Raw genomic sequence first — 20,065 nt, forward strand, 5'->3', positions numbered from 1 at the left:
TCGTCTTTGGGCCTTTGCCGCGTCGACTCTTCGCAGAAGCAGGAGCGCGGGCGCTGCGACACCTGGCGTCCAGATATGCGGCGTATGCGGTCAGGTCGCGGTGCTGATCGTCTTCCTTGCGCCCTCTGACCACTGCCGAGAATTCTTCATTCGTCATAAGCGCGTTACGGGTGATGTTAGCCGAGCCAGTGATCGCCGTGAAATTTTTGCCGGACTCGAAAAGATACAGCTTCGTGTGCAGGAAGAAATCCTTAACGAGGATGTGTTCAACTCCGAGCTTTTTCAGCGCGGAGATCGCGCGCGGTTGAGTGTCACCGTCCCCGACGTTTGAATACACGATGATCCGCGCGCCGCGCGCGACGGCCTGCTTAAGCGCGTCAGAGAGGATTTCGACCCCGCCAGCCTTCAGATGACCGGAGCAGATGAACGCGTTTTCAGCGTCCGCCAGGAAGCCGGAGATGGCGGTCAGGTGGTTTTCAGTGTCGCTCTTGTTGTGGATGAACGTCAGCATGGGGCGTCTACGGTTCTTCGAGTGCTAGGTGTTACGAGGACGACATCACCCTGGCTTGGCTTTACCAAATCTTGGCGAGACGTGTTCTCGCTGGGAATCTAGATTGTGGTTTAGGCCGCGTTTTGAACGCAGAATCTTGCGGCGCCGTTAGGCGAAGTTGGATTGACCTGTGTGGTCGATGAAATACATTGCCTCCATTTCCAACGTATTGTCTGCAGTCAATAGGTCGGAGGGCACTGTGCGCTACCTCGGTATTGAAGTCGACGACGCACTCGAGATGGCTGAGCAAACCGAAGTCTGAACCAAGTCGGTCGGCGAGCGGGCGCTTGCGGCCAGAAGCCGACGGTCGACATGGGTGTCTAGATCGTCGACACCCATTAGCGGGCCTGGTGTCAAGCGAGCGAACAATACCGTCGGCCACGGTCAATGAGCCTCGCCTGCGTCTCGCAACGCGTGCGAATTATCCTCCGGGCACGCGCGGACACCTGCGGCCGGGCCATCCAGACCGGATGCGCAGGCGGAAACGGGGACTTCAACGTCTGGTCCATGCACAGCGGCTTTCCGGCAGGTGTGCCGCCGGAGGCTGGGAAATAGCATCAATGGGCTGCTGCGCGTGCCGTCAAGATTCGGATGGCAGTGTACGTTAGCTTCCCTGGGCGAATCGCGAAATCAGCAGCCCGACGACCTATGAGGCTTTAGCCGGTTGACCATGTGAGCGCTGTTGCGGATGAATGCACGCGGAACGGCGCCCAGTGCGATCAAGGGTGACAGGGTGCGGTCAAGAAACGGATTTTTTGTACGCTAGCAGCAACGTCGCCGGGTTAGGTATCCTCGATCTTCGCGATCAACCGCGCTTCGGAATCGCGAATTAGATGTCGTACCCGAGACGTTGAGCACGGCTAGCTCTCGGCCGTAAGCATTGGCTTATATCGGACTGACTAGGAAACTGGAGAAGACTAACGTGCGACGAATTCTTGCGATCGGAGGTTTCACTACAAGCGAAGGCTTCTCGCTTACCGCTGCCTATATTCGAGACCTTACGGGGAAAGCAAAACCTCGAGTGTGTTTGCTGTCGACCCCAGCCGGTGATCCGCCAATGCTTATCCGTAACTTCGAAGACACGTATGGAAAGCTCGGTGTCGAGACATCAAACGTTTCCTTCTTCGGCCCTGCAGGGACCAACTTCGTGAATCCGGACGATGCGGCGGAGCACCTGCTGAACCAGGACGCGATCTTTGTCAGCGGGGGCAATCCCCGTTGCGCTGTGGGATTGTGGAAAGAGTGGGGTCTGGATTCAGTCCTCAGGGAAGCGTGGCAGCGCGGTGTCCTGTTGTCGGGTATTAGCGCCGGCGCGAATTGCTGGTTCAAACATTCCATTCCGCCACCGCATAAGAAGCGCACTCTGCCGCTCGAGCACCTCCTCGGGTTGCTCCCAGGCAGCTGTGCCGTCCATTATCACGCCCGCCGGCAAGAGACATGGGAAACAATGCGAATGCTCGACGTTCCTTCTGCGATCGCGATAGACGATGATGCGGCGGTACTGTATGAGGGGGATGTTATTGCCGAGGTCCTCTCGTGGCGGGAGGGTGCCACCGCTTACCAACTGGAGTCGCAGTCAACGGGGGTTGACGAGCACGCGCTCAGGCCGAGAGTTATTGGTTCGGTTTTCCCTGAACCGGAGCGTCAGCCGGTATTTGTGGACGTCGAGTTGAAGCGGGCCTGTGTCGGGCGTTTCGAACTGATGAACCCGCTGCAGGTGCTCATCACGATTGAAGGTGAGCAACTGTTTGCTCAGTATGGGGCTCAACCGAAACTTGAGATTTTCGCGGAAAGCGAAAATCGATATTTCCTGAAGGAAGTTAACGCGCAAGTCACCTTTGATAGAGACCGTGACGGAAAGGTAACGTCTCTTATACATCACCAGAACGGGCGCGACGCACACGGTGTGAGACTCGGAGGAGACTAGATCTTAACGGACGCTGAGATGGCCCAAGCCGGAACGGCTGTTCAGGGTCGATTATGCTAGTTGCATGAAGTGTGAGCCGGGGCGAACAACGTAGACCGGCGAATGGGGCTGTGTGCGGCCAGAACCGGTCAGTCGACATCGTGTTTTCGATCGTCGACAATGGCGAAAGACAGTGACTTATCTCTGGAGCACAAGGATGTCGACAGAAAATCCTAACCGACCGGCCTTCGTTGTTCTTTATCGATGGAGGCTGCGTCCTGGCAGTGAGGGAGATTTTGTCCGCGGATGGTCGCGTATTTCGGAACAACTTGTGTCACGGGGCTCACTGGGATCAAGGCTTCATTGTGGCTCCGACGGAATTTGGTATAGCTACGCTCAATGGCCGAGTGCACGAGCGCGCGCGGACGCATTTTCCGTCGGCGATATTGATGAGACTGCAAAGGCGCAGATGTCATCAGCTATTGCGGAGCAGTTCCCAGAGATTATTCTCGACCCGATCGCCGATTACATCATCCCTGTCGATTAGTGAACCAGCGAGTCCGAAGTACGCTTGAGCGGCCGCTTTCGAGCGAACTCCAAGAGCGGTGCGCGGCAAATTATGCCCCGCACCGCAGGCGATCACCGCGCCGGGTCGCGGAACGCTTGTCGGCCAAAAGCCGACGGCCATCGATGGAGAATGAATCGCCGACAATCGGATCCCTCGTGGGAGGGCCATTCTCGTGCGGCGGTTGCGTACCCGCCGCACGCCGCGCCTTATCAAACCGTGCCTATCAGCGCTCGGGAACGACGTCGAACGGTGTAGTCAAGATTGCAATCGTCGCAATTTTTTTCTTCAAAACGTTGTGTAGACTCTTATCTCGGAAAAGAATTGCTTACGCGCCAATGGCATTATTTTATGTGATCTTGTTCAGGCGCGCGCCTAAGGGACAGCAAATCAATGGACAGGAATACCCAGGCTGCCGCCCCGGACTCTATCAGGCAGAAAATCACCGAATTACTCGCTGCGATTAACTCAAACGACCGCCTTGCAATTCGGGCGTTTCTGGATGAAAACGTCGTCTCCCCGCCGGCTTCGCGGAAACATCCTGCCCGAAACGATCTCGAATGGTTGCTTGGCTTTTTCCGAATTACGCAGGGCGTGGACTTACTGTCCGTCGTCGAAGATACGAGTAATTCGACGGTGGTGGTCACCGTCGAGGACCGAGTGTACGCGGGATGGCACGAAATTCGATTGATTATGGAATCTGGCGGGTCAGGACGCATATTCGAAATGACCGCGAGGCCAACTCTGACGCGAAACGCGACTCGGCCACGACTGGCCACGACGGATTTGGCTGAGCAGGCACGCGCACTCTGCGAGAAAGGATTCAATGCCGGAGTGTTTTCCGGGGCGGTGCTCATCGCGCACGGGGGCGAGGTTCTGTTCGAATATGCATGTGGTCACGCAAACAAGCGCTTTCACATTAATAATGGTCCGGATACCAAATTCAACTTGGGGTCCGCGAACAAGATGTTCACTGCCGTTGCGCTCGCGCAGCTGACAGAAACCGGTCAGCTCAGCTTTGAGGACTCTCTCGACAATTATCTGAGCGATGAGTGGCTTCCTGCCTCCGTGTCGAGGCGGGTAAAAATAAAGCACCTTCCTACCCATACCTCTGGCTTGGGAAGTTACTTCAATGAGACATTTTTCAAGACCTCGCGCGATCTTTTCCGCAGCATAGACGACTTCAAAGTACTCGTTCGGGACGACAGCCCTGCATTCGAGCCTGGAAGTGAGTTTCTATACAGCAACAGCGGTATGTTGCTGGCAGGTGCAGTTATTGAACGGGTAACTGGTGCGGACTACTTTAGTTATGTTCTCGATCGAATATTTGCTCCGAGCGAAATGTTTGACACCGACTGCTACGACATCGACGACCCCATCGAAAATCTCGCGATGGGCTATGTTCCCACATCGCAAAATCGGTCCGGGTGGCGCGAAAACATATTCACCCACGTTGCCAAAGGCGGACCGGCAGGTGGCGGTTTCTCAACCGTTCGAGATCTTCACCGATTCGCCATGACGCTCTTGTCCGATCGCCTGATCAGTCGCAAGACACGCGATTTGCTGTGGAGAGATCACATCGGGGCGCAGTATGGGTACGGATTTTTTGTAAGTGGTGAGGGGAGCGACTTAAAGGTCGGCCACGCTGGTGGTTTTCCGGGCATCAGTGCAGACTTCGAGATTCAACTGAATGGCGGTTTTGTTACAGTTGTGTTGTCTAACTACGACCTCGGAGCATTGGAACTATCACGGCGCCTGCACGAACTAGTTGACCAACTATATTTTTGAATTGTCTCGATTCTCGCAGCACGATCGTCGAAGATGAAGTTTGAATGTCCGCTCTGGAATCCGTCGAAAGACCGCTGTGGGTCGGGTTATGCCTTTTGCATGAGATGCGCACCCGGCGCGATCGTCGCGCACGACACGTGGGGTAAGGTGCGGCCAATAAGGGACCTTCGCCGACGTCAGAAGAATCGCTGACAATCCTGCGCGCATCAAATTCCAAATTCGAAACCGGATGCAACACTATCGCCTTGCCCGAGGACTCCCACTCACCGGGCGTACAATTCTCTGACCATATCGGGTGCCACGTCCATTTTTGGGAGAGTCGTCAATGGCGGCTGACGATGCACGCCTTGAGAACCGCCCACCCATAGGCCCGGCAATTTCGTCGCCGGCAGCGGAGAACGAGCCACATGCCCGCTCAGATTACGCCCAATCTACTCGTTCAATTGATCATCCCAGGTATCACGGCCGTCTTTTCGCTCGGTTTTGCCTGTGCATGGCTCTACGATAGACGACTGCGTTATCTGCGCTTTCTCGCCGCTTCATTTGTTGCTTTCGCACTCGGCTCGGCAGTGCAGATCTGTCACCTGCCGGATGAATGGCGATTGAACGCGCTTATATCGGCAACGTTTTATGTGTTAAGCATTCAACTGTTGGCGGAAGGTATTTTGCGCAGGGCAGGGCTTCACTTGCGGCTAGCGACGCATGCGTCGATGTTCGCGCTGGTGCTGGGCGGCATGTATTACTTCTCCTTCGTGACGTCAAACCTTCTCGTGCGCGTCTACATTCTGAATCTCAGCGCCGGGCTGTTGATGGTGTTTACCGCGGTCCGTTTCAGGAAACGCTGTCATGGCCGCATCGTCAACCACGTTCTTCTCTGGGTGCTGCTGATCTTCGGCGCCAGCTTTTTCATCAGGACTCCGCTCACTACGGTCCAACCCTTGCCGCATAGTACTGCGCCGTTCGCGAGAACCATTTTCTGGGTCTTGCTGCAGTTGTCGCTCGCCCTGATGGGCGCTGTGTTGGGGCTCGTGCTGCTGGCCGCCGCGATGTCGGACGTGATCGACCGGCTGACTCTCGAACGCGATCTCGACTCCCTCACTGAAACGTTGAACCGGCGCGCGTTTGAACGCATGGCGGCCCGCCGCGTCGTGGACAAGCGAAGCTATCCGCTCGCGCTGATCGCTTTCGACATCGACAACTTCAAATCCGTCAACGACCGTTATGGGCATGCGGCCGGCGACGCGGTGCTGCGCCAGTTCGCCGCAATCCTGCGCGCTGCGGCGCGCGAGAAAGACGTGGTGGCGCGCATCGGCGGCGAGGAGTTCGTGCTTCTGCTGCCGGGCGCTGACGACAAATTCGCATTTCAGATCGCCGAGCGCTTGCGCACCGTGCTGGAGTCTTCACGCTTCTATGAAATCGAGGCTACGCTGTGCGTTACGACGAGTGCCGGCATTGCCCGGTATCGGCCTGGCGAGGCGGTCGGGGCGTTGCTAGCGCGCGCCGATCACCTGCTCTATGCCGCGAAGCGCGCGGGGAGGAACCGGGTGGTCACGGAGCCATTAGGTCAGACGTGGGATGCCCCCGAGCTTGATATCGTGTGATCGCCCGAAGGCCTGCAAGCACTCAAACCGTACCGTCGCGGATGCGCTTGGGGTAGGAATTCGGATAGGAGCATCGGGCGTCGAATGCGAGGAGCCGACTGACCCAGCCCGACCCAGCTTGTGTGGAAACTGGTTTTTCGCGGCTATGCGAGCGATTGCCGATCAGGTCAATCTCGTTCGGCCCAGACAGCTTGCGCCGATCGACAGTCGCGTGCGCAACAAAGCCCCTCAGGGCTTTAGCTTTCGACCATCTTCATAGCCTTCAATGTTCCCTGAACGCCGAGTATGTTCAAGACCCGCTTGAGGTTGTAAGCCAACACCTGAAGGCTCATCTCCGTACTCACCCGTCTGAGCGTCCTGGTCAGGAAGTGTGCGGGGCCCATCCAGTGCTTGAGCGTGCCGAAGACATGCTCAACGGTACTTCTGCGGATGGTCATGGCGTCAGGTTTGCGGTCGAGCCGACGCTGCATCACTTCAAGCACTTTCTCGTGCTCCCATCGCCGAATTCGACGATAGTCAGACGGTGAACATCGTTCTTTGAGGTGGCAACGTGGGCACGCGCTGGGCCAGTAGACTCGCAGATTCAGGTCATGCTCGACAGTCGTGAATCGATGGATCGCCCGCTCGCCAGCAGGGCATCGATACGTGTCGCTTTTTCGCTACGTAGATAAAGTCGGCCTTCGTAAACAGACCTTTTTTCCGGGATGCCGACGTGAGCGGTTTGGGAACATACGCGCTGATGCCATTCAGATCGCATGCCCTTATCTCCGGCCCGCTGAAGTAACCGCGGTCCGCAACAACCTTCAGCTTCGATCTGCCCATCGCGCGCTTCGCGCATATCGCCATTTTGCTGAGTTGTCCATGATCGTTGCCGACATTCGTTACTTCGTGTTCAACGATCAGATGATGTTTCGTATCAACCGCTGCCTGGACGTTGTAGCCCACTATGCCGGAGCCTCTTCCACTCGTTGCCATCGAGCGTGCATCCGGATCCGTCAGCGACAACTGCTTGTCCGGCTGCTCTTCCAGTTGCCTGCCGATCTGTTTGAGCTCCCGCATCTGCTGGCGCAGCACGGCGATCTTCTCGTAGAGCCTGACCGTCTTTACATCAAACCCGGTAGGACTGGTGCGGTCTGCACTTTCAATCAGATCGAGATATCGCTGCACGCTTTCCTCGATCTGCTTCTGGCGCTTGTCGATCTTGCTTGCCGTGTAGTTCCTGTCGCGGGTGTTCGATGCCTTGAACTTGCTACCGTCGATAGCCACCATGTCACTGGATAGCAGCTTGAGCCCGCGACACAGTTCGACGAAACGCCGGCATACGTTGCGGATCGCGGCGCCGCTGTCACGGCGGAAGTCCGCGATCGTCTTGAAGTCCGGAGCAAGCCGTCCTGTCAGCCACATCAGCTCAACATTGCGTTGGCATTCGCGCTCAAGTCTCCGGCTCGACGGTATCCGGTTCAGATAGCCGTAGATATAGATCTTCAGCATCACGCCAGGATGGTAAGACGGCCGGCCCGTCAGCGCCGGTGTAGTACCGTTGAAACCGAGCTCTGCGAGATCAAGTTCGTCGACGAAGGCATCGATTACTCTCACCGGATTGTCCTGCCCGACGTAGTCATCGACACATTCTGGAAGTAATGCGACCTGCTTGCGGTCATCGCCTTCAACGAATCGCTTCATGAGTCACCCGGTCTCAGCGCGTTGATTCAGTTTAGGCGATCAATGCGTTTTCACACAGGCTGGACCCACTCCGGCCAGATGACTTTCTCGAAACCGGTCAGTCAGTCCATTTCAGGTTTTGCGAACCGGAGTTCCGGTAAGCCGCTGTTGGCGAACTGACCCAATCGGCCAGTTTCAGCCCTTCGGCGGGCGCAAATGAACGTCAAACGACTGACCTGTTGTGCTCTGAAAGCGGTCTTTCCGCGTCCTTCCTTGGGTCGAGTAGTCGCAAGCTATACACCCCGCTGTGTCCCTGCCGGTTATGCTTGAGGCGCTGGACCGCGTCAGGTGGGGCCCCTCGAACAAGGACATAAGATGACTTTGGTTATCGGACACGCCACGAAAGAGATAGGCTTTTTGATTGCCGACACTCTGCTAAGCTCACCCGTCCCATTGAAAGGCGATGAGGGTCCGTTCAACGGTGTCAGTCATACATTAAAGATCCACATACTGTCAGGCCGCCTTGCGGTCGCGTTCGCTGGGGACCCTAGTTTGGCCTGCGACGTCATTGCCGAGCTAAAAGCTGAGACTGAGGCGAACCAGGACTTTGACGTGCCGCAACGTCTTTTCGAGAAGTACCGGCAACGCGCAACCGAGATACTGGAGGCCAAACGCTCAGATTTTCTGATTCTGCGTTTGCTGGATGATGGCCCGAGGCTTGATAAGGTGACGCTAGAGGACGGCGTACGGAATGCAGAAAGGGCCTACATAGGTGACGCAGAAGGCTACCGACAGCTAACCGGACTGTTGGGCGCGTATGCTGGACCGAAGATACGCATGGTGCAACAGCCAAACGGTTCATTCATAACGGAGCCTTTCGAGCCAATGGACGGCGAGCAATGGTTCGCAATCGCGACAGAAGCATTGGAGGCGCTGTGTCATAAAAAGTCTGTCCAGACGGTCGGTGCAGTAACTGACGCGATTACCCGTGTGGTGAATGCCAGAATTTCCGGAGAACTGGAGTATTTGCAAGCGGTGTACGTGGGGCGGTCGATTGAAGAAGGGCTGACCGGCTATACGCTCCTTGCTGCAAACACTGGCACTCGGGCGACGGCCATCTATTTCTATGCAGGTAAAGTGGGCTTCGTGTTTCTGCCTGGTGACCCGGCTGGGTGTCGGAGGCTGGTTGCTGACTCAGACGTCCAGTTTATCGACGCTGCCCGACAGCAATACGGGATCGAATTGACCGGCCCAACTCAATCTGCATGACTTCGAACCGAATGAACATCAGGTCCGAGTCACCGACCGAATGGGACGGCTCGAAGCCCGCTAAGACCCCCGCGACGTCCGAGGCATACAGGCCACTATCGACAATCCGCAAAACCCGTAGCAAGGCATCAAAGGGCGTCGCGCCCAAGGCCGTCCAAGGGAAGCCCCGAGGTAAGCGGTAGCCCACCGCGACCGTCGAGCATGCGATACTGCCGCATCAAAAATAAGACTTCTGAGAGAAGACCATGCCGCTGGAATTACTCGGTGCAGCTAAGGGGCCAGGAGGTTTTGCAAAGTCCGCAGTCGGATACGCCCGCAAGCGGTTCTTCCCGCCGAAAGTTGGGTATCAGTTGACTCCCTCGAATTTGCTGGAGGTGATTCGACCGTTCTCGAACTACGGGAAAGTCGCGGAATTGCTGGGCGAGCCTCACCACGTATGGAAGGCGCAAGCGTCTTATCGGTTCGCGGATTCTCTGCTACAGATCGAACGCGACGACGACAACGTCATTACCGCAGTGACCTTGGCGACGCTCAAGCCGCGCTGGCCGCATCGGTTCCGCGTGCATCCGTTGCAGTTCGTACTGGGCAGGGACACCTTCAGGGACGTGTTTCCCGAAGGAGAGATTTTGCTGTCTCACAACGGGTCCTCAAAGTTCAACATCTATTCCAAGACCGAATACTTCGGCTTTCCTGGCAGCTACTTACATTTTTCATTCGGCATCGTCGATGCGGCGACATGGCCACCTCTGCGATGGCAAGGCGACGCTGAAATAGTCAATATCAACGAAGCGCGGACGCTGGCGAACCCCGAGCGCGTCAAGTTCAACATTGTCTCTGTGACAATTGACGAACCCGAGTTCCTACCATTCACATGGTCGTCTTTCCAGTAAGGCGCCGTGAACATTCCCGAAGTGCGCATCACCGACGGACTGTAGCTCGAGACCAAGGAGCATGTGGGTGGTTCTTGAATCCTGGAAGCCGCAGATCTGGATGAGGGGCTGACGTGGGACCGCAAGGTCATCGTCGCATGTCGGGCGTCGGTCGAGGTGCGCCCGTTTCTTTGACGGAATGCCCAGCGTAAGCAACCGAGCGGCAGTGGCAATACTGCCGGCGATGCCGGCCTGACGGCGACGGGATGAATGTCCGTTGAACCTTAGCAGCGGCCCTTACGGAGGCGCCGGTCCGACCGGCCGAAGTGGGTCGCGTTATGCCTCATGTATGAAATGCATGCCCGGCGCGATCGCTGCGCACGACCGTGGGGCAAGGCGCGGCCAAAACCGGCCGTTCGACGCGACGCCTTGAATCGGTGACAATCAGGGGGCGTTGGGTCAAGCGATCCGACGCCTCGAATGTTTCATTGGAGCTACCTTGAGGGCGCGAAATGAAAACTGATTGTTGATTTGCACGGAATCCTGACCCGGGATTTGCATTGAATTCTGACCCACCCGTTGGACCAGCTTTGTGGGTTATTCGGTGGGTATCTGGGTCTTCTTTCTCTCCTTCTTTGGCTGTGTCGTGCTGTTTCTGAAACGATAGCTATCGTTGCCTGTTTCTACAATGTGGCAGTGGTGCGTAAGCCGGTCGAGCAGCGCCGTCGTCATCTTTGCATCGCCAAACACACTGGCCCACTCGGCGAAACTCAGATTGGTGGTGATGATGATGCTGGTTCGTTCGTAGAGCTTGCTGAGCAGGTGGAACAGCAGCGCACCGCCGGTCTGGCTGAACGGCAGATATCCGAGTTCGTCCAGCACCACGAGATCGGCATAGATAAGCCGTGTTGCGAGCTGTCCAGGCTTGCCTACCAGCTTCTCCTGTTCGAGCGCGTTGACCAGTTCGATGGTGGAGAAGAAGCGCACGCGACGACGATGGTGTTCGAGAGCCTGCACACCGATCGCGGTTGCCAGATGGGTCTTTCCGGTGCCAGGTCCGCCCACCAGAACGATGTTGTGCGCCAAGTCGATGAACTCGCATTGATACAGCTGCCGCACCAGCGCTTCGTTGGCGTCGCTGCAACTGAAGTCGAAGCCGCCGATATCGCGATACGCCGGGAAGCGCGCCACCTTCATCTGGTAGGCAAGTGAACGCACTTCACGTTCTGCGAGTTCAGCCTTGAGCAGCCCGGCAAGTACCAGCGAAGCCGACTTGTAGGCCGGCGAGTCCTGCGCCGCGAGCTCGCCCAACGCCTGTGCCATACCGTGCAGCTTAAGTGACTTGAGCATCTGCATCATGACGTCAGGCTGCATGGTTATCCTCCCGGCCTCTGAGTCGATCGTAGCGGCTGACATTGGCTTGCGGCTCGACGGTCAGTGCGAAGGCCTGCGGCGTCTGCAGCGGCGGCACAGGCGGGCTGTCGAGCAGCCTGCTCAGAATGTTTAGCACCGTCTGCTTGTTCGGTGCGCCGGCCTCGAACGCCAGCTCGACGGCTGCGAGCACCATCTGTTCGTCGTGCAGCAGGACCAGCGCCAGAATCTCGACCATCTCCCGGTCACCGCCGGGACGCTTCAGCAGCACGCCCTGCAGTTTGCGGAATCCGGCTGGAAACTCGGCGAAGGGTGCGCCGTTGCGAAGCACTCCGGGTTTGCGCTGCAGGACTGCCAGGTAGTGACGCCAGTCGTAGATGGTCTCGCCGTTGTCATGGCTGCGGTTGATCCGCCGGCCGTGTTCCGCAATCACCTGACCTTCGGCGACGAAGACGAGCTTCGCGGCGTAGACCCGCAGGCTGATGGGTCGGTTGGCAAACGACGCCGGCACGCTGTAGCGGTTGCGCTCGAAGGTCACGAGGCAGGTTGGCGAGACGCGTTTGGTGTGTTCAACGAAGCCGTCGAACGGTTGCCCAACCGGCATCAGGTGTGGCCGCTCGGCAGACCACACGTCCCAGATCGTCATGTCCTGTTCGGGGTGCCGCGTCTGCTGCCAGAGCAGCACGCACTGGTCGGCCAGCCAGTCGTTGAGCGCCGCCAGCGAGCCGAACGTCGGCACCTTCTGCCAGAGCCGGTGCCGGCTGTCCTGGACGTTCTTCTCGATCTGCCCCTTCTCGCAGCCGGAGGCGACGTTGCAGAACTCGGCGTCAAACAGGTAGTGGCTCACCATCGCGCTGAACCGTGCGTTGACCTCGCGGACCTTGCCGGGACGCACCCTGTCGACGGCGGTCTTCATGTTGTCGTAGATGCCGCGGCGTGGAATGCCGCCCCACGCCACGAACGCATGGTGATGCGCGTCGAACAGCATCTCGTGGGTTTGCAGCAGATAGGCCCTCAGGAAGAAGGCACGGCTGTGACTGAGCTGGAGCTGCGCGACCTGCAGCTTGGTGCGCTCGCCGTTGATGACGGCCCAGTCCTCACTCCAGTCGAACTGGAACGCTTCGCCAGCGGCAAACCGGAGCGGAACGAAGGTGCCTCGTCCGGTCGTCTTTGCCTGCTCGTGCTGCTCCTGTCGCCAGCGTCGGGCAAACGCTGCCACACGGTCATAAGAGCCGGTGAAGCCCAGCGCGCAGAGGTCCGCGTGAATCTGCTTGAGGGTTCTGCGCTGTTTGCGGGGTCGGTTTGCTTCGGTCTTGAGCCAGCCTGCGAGCTTCGCAGCGAACCCGTCGAGCTTGCTGGGGCTGTGGCGCTCGGGATAGGCCGGCAGCACAGTGTCAGCCCGTATGTAGCGCCTGACCGTGTTTCTGGACACGCCCAGTCGTTTGGCAATCTCGCGCAACGAGACATGATCGCGAAAGTGCCAGCGTCGGATGATGCTCAATATAGCCACGTCGATCACTCCGTTCCCCTGCCCGTTGCCGAGCAGGTCAGTGTTCTACGTGGGTCAATATTCGATGCAAATTACTGCGTGGGGTGGGTCAGGATTCCGTGCAAATCAACAGACACGCCTCTGCAACGTGCCGGAAGGCGAATTCGACTTCCTGGGTTACACGTTTGGGCGGATGTACTCGGCGACGACTGGACAGGCCCGTATGGGCATGCGTCCGTCGAAGAAGAGTATCCGGCGCATGGTTGAAAAGGTTCATGCGCTGACCGCCGCCTCTACGACGTGGATGGACACCACGGAGCTGATTGGCAAATTGAACCGCACGCTACGCGGCTGGGCGAACTACTTCAAGGTAGGCACGGTCAGTCGCGCATATCGTGCGCTCGATAGCTACACCAGCACGCGGTTGCGTCGGTGGTTACGAACCAAGCACAAGTTAAGACGTCGCAGGGGCGGGAGCTACCTGACCTTCAGGTATCGCATCCGTCAGGCGGCATCGAGTCGCTTTGCCGACCTTCGCACTTCGGCTATGGCGAACGTCAGTGTTCACTAAAAGCGAATGCGTAGTCGCGACCCATTGCTGCCGATCCAGCGTTCGGGTTCCAAGAGTAGGTATCAGAGCGGAACGGTCATTCCGTACCGCCGCTCGAGGACAAATCATTGGCCCTTATAGGTAGTCGGACCCGCCTTTGATCCAGAGATTCTGTCAGACCGGCAGGGAGCTGCCACGATGCGTATTCCACGCGTAACCGAACACTGAATCCACAGCAAAGCGAACATGAGCTACTCATGCGGTGACATATTTTTTGCCGATCGCCGGCGAATCGGAAAGATTTTTTCTCCAGTTAGACTGGCGATTTTCTTTCTGGCTTCCATCAGCTCTATAAGGAGTGATACTTCGCGCTCAAGTGCTTCATTCCAGAGCTTCCGAAAATGCCTCGCATCGGATCGCGCCACCTTGACTGCCACGGTCGATTTATCAGCTGGCTGAACTTGCGCGGCTCGGGCCGCGTCGATTTCGTGAATGAGCGACGAGAAGACGGATCGGGACTTCTTTATGCTTCCCTTGTTGCGCCCGGCCTCAAGAGCCACGGCGTCGTTGGTGATACGGGTTCCTTTCGGCACGAGGTTGGGCCGTCCCTCCTTTAGTCGCTCCAGTGCGGCACGATACTCTTCAAGTACGTTGGGCATTTCGTCTCCGAGTAGAAAGGTCTTGCCACTTCTTTCGAGCCATCTTTAATGCTCTTAAGTCACTACTTTCCATGCGAAATTCGACGCTGTCTCGATCGAGACCTCGAACCAGTTTCTCCTGCATGCGTATAACGTTGTTAAGCTTCGACAGTTTTCCTACGGCGCTCAAACAATTTTTGAGGCAGTCTGTTTCGACCATTCGCATACCGACTTGATTACATTCACCGATCTTTACACAACCACCGAAAGGCGTTTGTGCGTAAGAAATTTCGCCCCGGCGGAACCGAGATAGCGTAACTTTCCTATCAACTACTTCACCTCGATTGCGTTTTCCCTGTTCGAATGAACCTGCTCCTCCAAAGAGTTCTTCGTTGGAGAAAATAACATCTCGCAGAAAGGCCAATCCTTCCGACAATGCGACGCCATCGCGCCACTCGCGTGCCATATGAGTCTTAAAGACTTCAGGATCGTGATCAATAAAGTTAATCGCAAAACTTGACCCTTTGGTGTAGTAGCGGGTCATCTCTTGCGTAATGTGTTGCAACTGCCTTTTCAGCGACGGCAATGATACGAGTCCACTTCGCTGTGCGTACAATGCAAGTGAGCGTCGAAACTGATGTGATTCTAGAGGCCAAGGGACACCAAGTCGAAAACAATCTTCAGCGCGCCATGCGCGCGCTTCATCGATTGCTTCTAGTTCTTGAAGGTCATTTTCGGTAATTGTCGGACAGAGAAGTTGGCGGAGCCGACCATCGCCGTTATTCTGTATCAACAGGGCTGGAGCTTTAAAGCTCATGGAAGAGGCATGGGGTCTTGTCGTGCCAAATCCTAAATAGGAAATCGAGACGAAGAGAGGGTGCTGACTCACCAGTCCTCTTGGGCGGGACGGCTTGATGCCAAGCTCGCGATAGACAAATTTTGCGATACGTTGCGCAAGAGAAACTGCTCGATAACCGTCTGGGGATGTTACCCATTTAGCGCGATGCATTTTTCCCTTGTTAAGTTTCGTTGTGAAACCCGATAAAATAAAATGGATTCGCCCGTTACGAGTTTCTTTCTCCATGCAGTGGTAGGGGAGCATGCATGCTTCCGAGTGACGCATTCCGGAGAATGCTTGAATTTGCAGCTTACATAAGAGCTGGATTTCACTTAGGCCTCTTGAAACTCCTTTTGGATCTTTAGGGAGCCGTTTGGATTCGAAATAATCATTTAAACTGGGATTTGCGGTAACGAGGTCGCGTACAATACTCCTCGCTTCGTTCGAACGAGGAAGAAGTGTTTTTTTCAGATGTTGCGCCATTTTTATCATTTTAAAGTACGGAGCAGCGATTTTCTGAAAATCGAGAAGTTCCTGTTCGAGATTCGACAGTATTATTGAATAAATTCGCGTTGGGAGCGGAGGTGTTTGCAGCGCACCTTTAATCATTTGCGTGACGCGTTTTCTAAGTTCCGTTAAAATAGGATTTCCTGCAACATGGAAGCCGACTTCTTTTTCAGGATCAAGTTTGGTAAGTATGCTGAGCAATCCACTAAATCGAGCGAGGGTTTTGCTTTTGATCGACCGTGAATATTGAGTTATCAATTTTGGATCGCCAAAAAAATCCGATAATGATATGTTCTTTGCACCACAATATCTCGCGATTCTTTTCAAGTGCGCCAGAAAAGCGAACAGCATTCCGTATTCGTAAGTTTCTCCCGATCGTCTGAATACTACGAGATCCATAAGGTGTTGCATGTCTGCAACCATGGGTCCGTGTTCGGGAGGAATATAGGGGTTTATGCTTTGATATCGATGAGAAGGCCCCCAGAACTTGAAGCTTAATCGGGCCTCTCTGCCACCGTTAACAAATGGAGTCCAGTTCCAATAAAGATCGCCGAGACGCGATGCGATGCGGCCATCGGCGAAACGGCTAACAACAGTATCCGGTGGCCGCCGGACTGTACTCCCCTGATCCGTTCCGATTTCGTTTCGATTGCCGAGTGGGAAGGCCGGAGCTGCAGTCATTGAGCGATCTCCAATTCTTCTAGCAAAGCGAGCTTCTCTTCCCAGTATGGCGATAATCTACCTTCGGCGTTGACCTCATGCAAGATGCGTTTCACCATTGCTTCCCGACCACGTGAACACACCTCGTCAAGAATCTCTCGTATCCTATCCTGCACTGGTCGAAAATAGGCCTCAGCGCTAGGCAAATTGATAATTCGCTCTACAACGTATGCACAACTCGCGAGTTTACGGATATCGATCTCGTCAGCATGGACGCGGCATTGAGAACAAAACAGACATCCCTCTGGTTTTGCGCAATCGGGGGTTATTGGTGCGACCTGATCAAGACTCGCGGGAGATCCGTAGTTGATGCATCCACCGACCTCACTTGCGCGATAGTTGTTGCTGGCAGAACGGCGGAGAAGCACGATTCGACGTATCGCCGCCTGCTTTACTTTCGCAAAGAACGTCGTCATCTGATCGTAATGAGACGTCTTTGTTCCGTTCGAATAATATTCGTTTGCTGTCGATTCGGTATGTCCCATGATAGTAGCTGCAACCGATGGATCGTCACGAGTGACATGAAAGTCTTGTTTTGCTGACCGAAGTGCGCGCGATGCGATCGACGTGATGGACGGATCGATTCGTCGTAGAGATGGGAGCAGATTCCCGAATATACCCCCATTCATTTTGCGCGGACTATCTGCATAGTTGGATCCGAGAGATAAAAAAAGATACGGAAACGTCTGAGTACCTAATAGATATCTACGAAGAGAAAGATATTTTTTAAACAGGGGCAGAAATTGGGATCGAATAACTGCATGGCTTGGTTTTCCCCCGGCTCGCCATTTTAGTTCGCGAAAACCCTGCTGAACATTGCTCACAGTGTACTGATCATCATTATTCCACGGTATATCTCGAGCTACTTGCATTGTTATGCCAGTCTGGGCGATAAATAGGCTGGCAAAAGAATTGTGTGCCTTGATTGCCAGCATAAGCCGAAAAAAATGCCGATTATCTCTATTAGCCTGCATTAAAAATTCCGATGTGCGCTTAATTTCTTGACGGGCGATGCTCGGACGTTTATAGATTGTGATAGCTTCATCGAGATCAATTATTTTGCCTGCAATATAATCATAGTTTCTGTTCTTTCTTCGAGTGATTTTCCGTTCCCCACTCATCGTTTTCGCCAGGCACCATTGAACATCGGGGAATATCCACAACCAGTAATCTTTCCATCCAAGGTATTTGGGTAAAATTAACTTATATGGGAAGGGTAATTCATCCACGACCAATTTTGTAAATCCGTCGAATAGCCCCTCGCAAAGCGCGGCCGACTTCGCCAGTTCTGTTTCGTTTGGTGGCTCGGTCCGCGTTCGATCCCCTGCGGGCTGATATATGCGATTTACATTTCTAAAAAGATCATGAATATTAAGGAAGTCTCTAAGCATCTTTTCGACATACAATTGAGTCTGCCATGCAGTAAATCTGCGCGAGCTATTGTTGTGAATGGATTTTTGAAGGAAATCAACAAAAGCTTTGAAGGCGGCATAACTTTCTGGGCCGCCGCTTAGAGCATTAACATGTTCGTTCAAATCGCACCAATCAAGGAAAATTCTAAGGTTATAGAATTGACCAAGTACCGAATTGAGACGGTACCCGTCCTCAGTTTGACGATCACTAAGAAAGCGAATCAATTTTCGGACTATTGGAATGCGTGCGTGCAGAAGTGAAGACCGATCTACAGGTGTTGAACGTAAAGGCATGCCTTTCTTTCTTCCTGACGGACGTTTCCCTCGACGCAAAAAACAGAGGGCTCCGACATCCAAACTACTTTCTCCAAAATCAAGAATTACCCGTTCCGGGTACTTAATAGCGCAACGAGGGCTCAATGGTACGGAAAGGATGATTGGACGTAACTCGACATACCGCACGGCACTCGTTGTATCATTCATCGAGCGTACCTTCCCACGCGCATTGAATTAAGTTCCTGATGTAGTCCTCGTGGGCATCGACCGCTGTGAGGATGGCTTCCCGATCCTGACGATACTGGAGATAGAGGTCCGTTGTCTCCGTATTCACATGTCCCATACGGCCTGCAAGAATAGCGCGTGCCCTAGATAACGTAATCTTTCCGTCTTGCACCAGCGCCATCAAGTGATCGGACATGTTCATCCCATAACTGGCTCTGAGGTCATGTACTCGGTAATGAAACTGCTCGCTGAAATGGTCGTGGATGTGAGGCAAGACGTGATCGCGGATGAACATCCGCACAGTCTGTCCGCGCTTGCGATGTCGGCGATCAAATGAAGAATCGTATCGCGAGAATGCTGATTTCGATTCGTAGTATGGAGTGCCTTGCTGCGTGACAAAAACGTACGGATCTGATTGATCCTCTTCACGGCCCCGTTGTCTACGTGATATTGCCCGCTGCGACTTGATGTAGTTATGAAGCTTGGTGTAGACGTCGCATGGAACATGCAACGTCATCGGCCTATCGTTTTTGGTATCTATTCCGGTCCCGGGTCCAATCTTCGTCCGTATATGAGTCACTGACCTAGGAGTTTCCGATCGGAAGTGACGGACTCGCATGGTTAGTGCCGTTTGTATCCGAGCGCCGGTAGTAAGCATGAAGAGATGGATTAGCGTCATCTCGATGTTCCCAAGCCGAGAAAGCGCCGAGATCACCCAGCCTTGCTCCTCGGTCGATAAAGGACGAAGTCTCCCGCCATCATCTATCTCAGGCTGAAACGGATCGCTCCGGTCTGGCACAGGAATTGACAGATCTGTTGCCTTTCTTTTCCGCAGCGACGTCGCTCCTCGTGCATCTTTTACTGTGATGTGGACATCGTGTTCGACCCACGGATTATGGTCAAAGGTCAACATCCCCGCTTCCTGCAGCCAGCGATAGAAGGCAATTACGGACCCCATCCGCCGTCGGGCGGTCGAGGCTGCAATGTATCCATCGCGAATTTTCGCTCTCAAGTACCCTCTGAATTTATAAGTCGGACGTAGCCTTTGATCCTCCGGAAATACAGTGTAATCAAGACCTTTTTCGGTTAAGAACTCGACAAACGCCGCGAGATCGTCGGCGATCCCTTGAAAGGTGTACATGTTCGGAACAGGCTGACGTCTAAGTCTGGCCAGTAGATATGCCGCCGCTGGTTCCCATGGGCGTCCGTCCCGATCTAGCACGACTGGGAGAAGGTTGTACTGCTCCAAATACTCCGTGTCTTCGAACTCTCTTGCATCACCCCGTCCCGCAGGCCGAAAGTAGTACACGACCGACCTCCGACCATCATTGGAAGGAATCTGGCGGGAGACCGCTCCGAGATCATCTCTTGAGCACAATTCACTGAGTACAAACGTCGGCAGCGTCACGGTACGTGCCTTTACATGCCTTTTAGACCTCGCCGACATTGAGCTCCTCCCGACTGAGCATAGGCCGCGGCCATGCAGAAATTCGTGGAAGTACCCGTGTGGACAACTTCGCTGCACACAGGACAAGCCTGTGCACAGCCGGCCATCGGCCGGTTCCGAAGTTGACCACACTCGAGCACTGACGCGCCCGCTTCGCAGGCTTGCCCAAATGAAGAAAAGAATCCGATCCAAACCGCCGCAATGTCCACTGTTCGAAGCGACTTTGTTTCGAACAAGGCGAAGTACCAGATCAGAGTTGGGGCTGGAAGGTAGTAAAGCACACTTTTGTCCACTTTCAAGTGAACTTGCCATACAATGTTGATGGTCAGAAACTTATCCGTAATTGAAGCATGAGCGGCGTGGGGCGCGTCTGACCGGCGGT

14 protein-coding genes and 2 pseudogenes are annotated in these 20,065 nt (G+C 54.9%); 8 read left to right on the forward strand and 8 right to left on the reverse strand.

Translation table 11 applies throughout. The features are described from left to right. Positions 1-511: phospholipase D-like domain-containing protein (locus P0D70_RS33590; RefSeq protein ID WP_408187676.1), on the reverse strand; the 511-nt coding region annotated here is incomplete at its 3' end. Positions 512-740: 229 nt separating this feature from the next. Here P0D70_RS33590 and P0D70_RS33595 point away from each other — a divergent pair. From P0D70_RS33595 to P0D70_RS33615, 5 genes and pseudogenes are all read left to right on the forward strand, one after another. Then, positions 741-812, forward strand: a pseudogene (locus tag P0D70_RS33595) (integrase); the annotation flags it as partial. A 660-nt stretch (positions 813-1,472) separates the two neighbouring features. Further along, a complete protein-coding gene (locus P0D70_RS33600; RefSeq protein WP_408187677.1) occupies positions 1,473-2,477 on the forward strand; it encodes a Type 1 glutamine amidotransferase-like domain-containing protein in 1,005 nt (334 codons plus the stop codon). 196 nt (positions 2,478-2,673) lie between these two features. Beyond that, the gene (locus P0D70_RS33605; protein WP_408187678.1) at positions 2,674-3,003 is read left to right on the forward strand and encodes a hypothetical protein; all 330 of its coding nucleotides are present in this window, start codon (positions 2,674-2,676) and stop codon (positions 3,001-3,003) included. A gap of 411 nt (positions 3,004-3,414) precedes the next feature. Continuing rightward, on the forward strand, positions 3,415-4,809 hold the full coding sequence (locus P0D70_RS33610; protein WP_408187679.1) for a serine hydrolase domain-containing protein: 1,395 nt from the start codon (positions 3,415-3,417) through the stop codon (positions 4,807-4,809). A gap of 407 nt (positions 4,810-5,216) precedes the next feature. Next, entirely contained in the window at positions 5,217-6,410 is a 1,194-nt protein-coding gene (locus P0D70_RS33615) for a GGDEF domain-containing protein (protein ID WP_408187680.1), read from the forward strand. A 236-nt stretch (positions 6,411-6,646) separates the two neighbouring features. On the opposite strand, the pseudogene P0D70_RS33620 reads toward P0D70_RS33615, so the two are convergent. Further along, positions 6,647-8,093: pseudogene (locus P0D70_RS33620) on the reverse strand (IS1182 family transposase). A gap of 354 nt (positions 8,094-8,447) precedes the next feature. On the opposite strand from P0D70_RS33620, the gene P0D70_RS33625 reads away from it, so the two are divergent. Together P0D70_RS33625 and P0D70_RS33630 are read left to right on the forward strand one after the other, a co-directional pair. Next, entirely contained in the window at positions 8,448-9,341 is an 894-nt protein-coding gene (locus P0D70_RS33625; RefSeq protein WP_408187681.1) for a hypothetical protein, read from the forward strand. Between the two features lie 245 nt (positions 9,342-9,586). Beyond that, the gene (locus tag P0D70_RS33630; RefSeq protein WP_408187682.1) at positions 9,587-10,231 is read left to right on the forward strand and encodes a hypothetical protein; all 645 of its coding nucleotides are present in this window, start codon (positions 9,587-9,589) and stop codon (positions 10,229-10,231) included. 576 nt (positions 10,232-10,807) lie between these two features. Here the strand turns inward: P0D70_RS33630 and istB are convergent. Continuing rightward, positions 10,808-11,584, reverse strand: a complete 777-nt coding sequence (gene istB, locus P0D70_RS33635) for an IS21-like element helper ATPase IstB (RefSeq protein ID WP_408187683.1) — start codon at positions 11,582-11,584, stop codon at positions 10,808-10,810. Then, positions 11,574-13,100 (reverse strand): IS21 family transposase, encoded by a 1,527-nt coding sequence (istA, locus tag P0D70_RS33640; protein WP_408187684.1) that lies wholly within the window; start codon positions 13,098-13,100, stop codon positions 11,574-11,576. Before istA ends, istB begins: the two co-directional genes overlap by 11 nt. A 31-nt stretch (positions 13,101-13,131) precedes the next feature. Here istA and P0D70_RS33645 point away from each other — a divergent pair, with 31 nt between their 5' ends. Then, the gene (locus P0D70_RS33645; RefSeq protein WP_408187685.1) at positions 13,132-13,641 is read left to right on the forward strand and encodes a group II intron maturase-specific domain-containing protein; all 510 of its coding nucleotides are present in this window, start codon (positions 13,132-13,134) and stop codon (positions 13,639-13,641) included. Positions 13,642-13,871: 230 nt separating this feature from the next. Here the strand turns inward: P0D70_RS33645 and P0D70_RS33650 are convergent, their stop codons facing one another. From P0D70_RS33650 to P0D70_RS33665, 4 genes are read right to left on the reverse strand one after another with little or no spacing between them, the layout of a single operon-like run. Continuing rightward, positions 13,872-14,279: a hypothetical protein gene (locus tag P0D70_RS33650; RefSeq protein WP_408187686.1), complete on the reverse strand. Its 408-nt coding sequence runs from the start codon at positions 14,277-14,279 to the stop codon at positions 13,872-13,874. Continuing rightward, on the reverse strand, positions 14,263-16,284 hold the full coding sequence (locus P0D70_RS33655) for a hypothetical protein (RefSeq protein WP_408187687.1): 2,022 nt from the start codon (positions 16,282-16,284) through the stop codon (positions 14,263-14,265). The genes P0D70_RS33650 and P0D70_RS33655 overlap by 17 nt, the downstream gene beginning before the upstream one ends. Further along, positions 16,281-18,218, reverse strand: a complete 1,938-nt coding sequence (locus P0D70_RS33660; RefSeq protein WP_408187688.1) for a hypothetical protein — start codon at positions 18,216-18,218, stop codon at positions 16,281-16,283. Before P0D70_RS33660 ends, P0D70_RS33655 begins: the two co-directional genes overlap by 4 nt. Beyond that, positions 18,211-19,377: a site-specific integrase gene (locus P0D70_RS33665; RefSeq protein WP_408187689.1), complete on the reverse strand. Its 1,167-nt coding sequence runs from the start codon at positions 19,375-19,377 to the stop codon at positions 18,211-18,213. The genes P0D70_RS33660 and P0D70_RS33665 overlap by 8 nt, the downstream gene beginning before the upstream one ends. Between the last annotated feature and the right edge of the window lie 688 nt (positions 19,378-20,065).

This window comes from Paraburkholderia sp. RL17-381-BIF-C (assembly GCF_046026435.1).
In the GTDB taxonomy this organism is placed as follows: Bacteria; Pseudomonadota; Gammaproteobacteria; order Burkholderiales; family Burkholderiaceae; genus Paraburkholderia.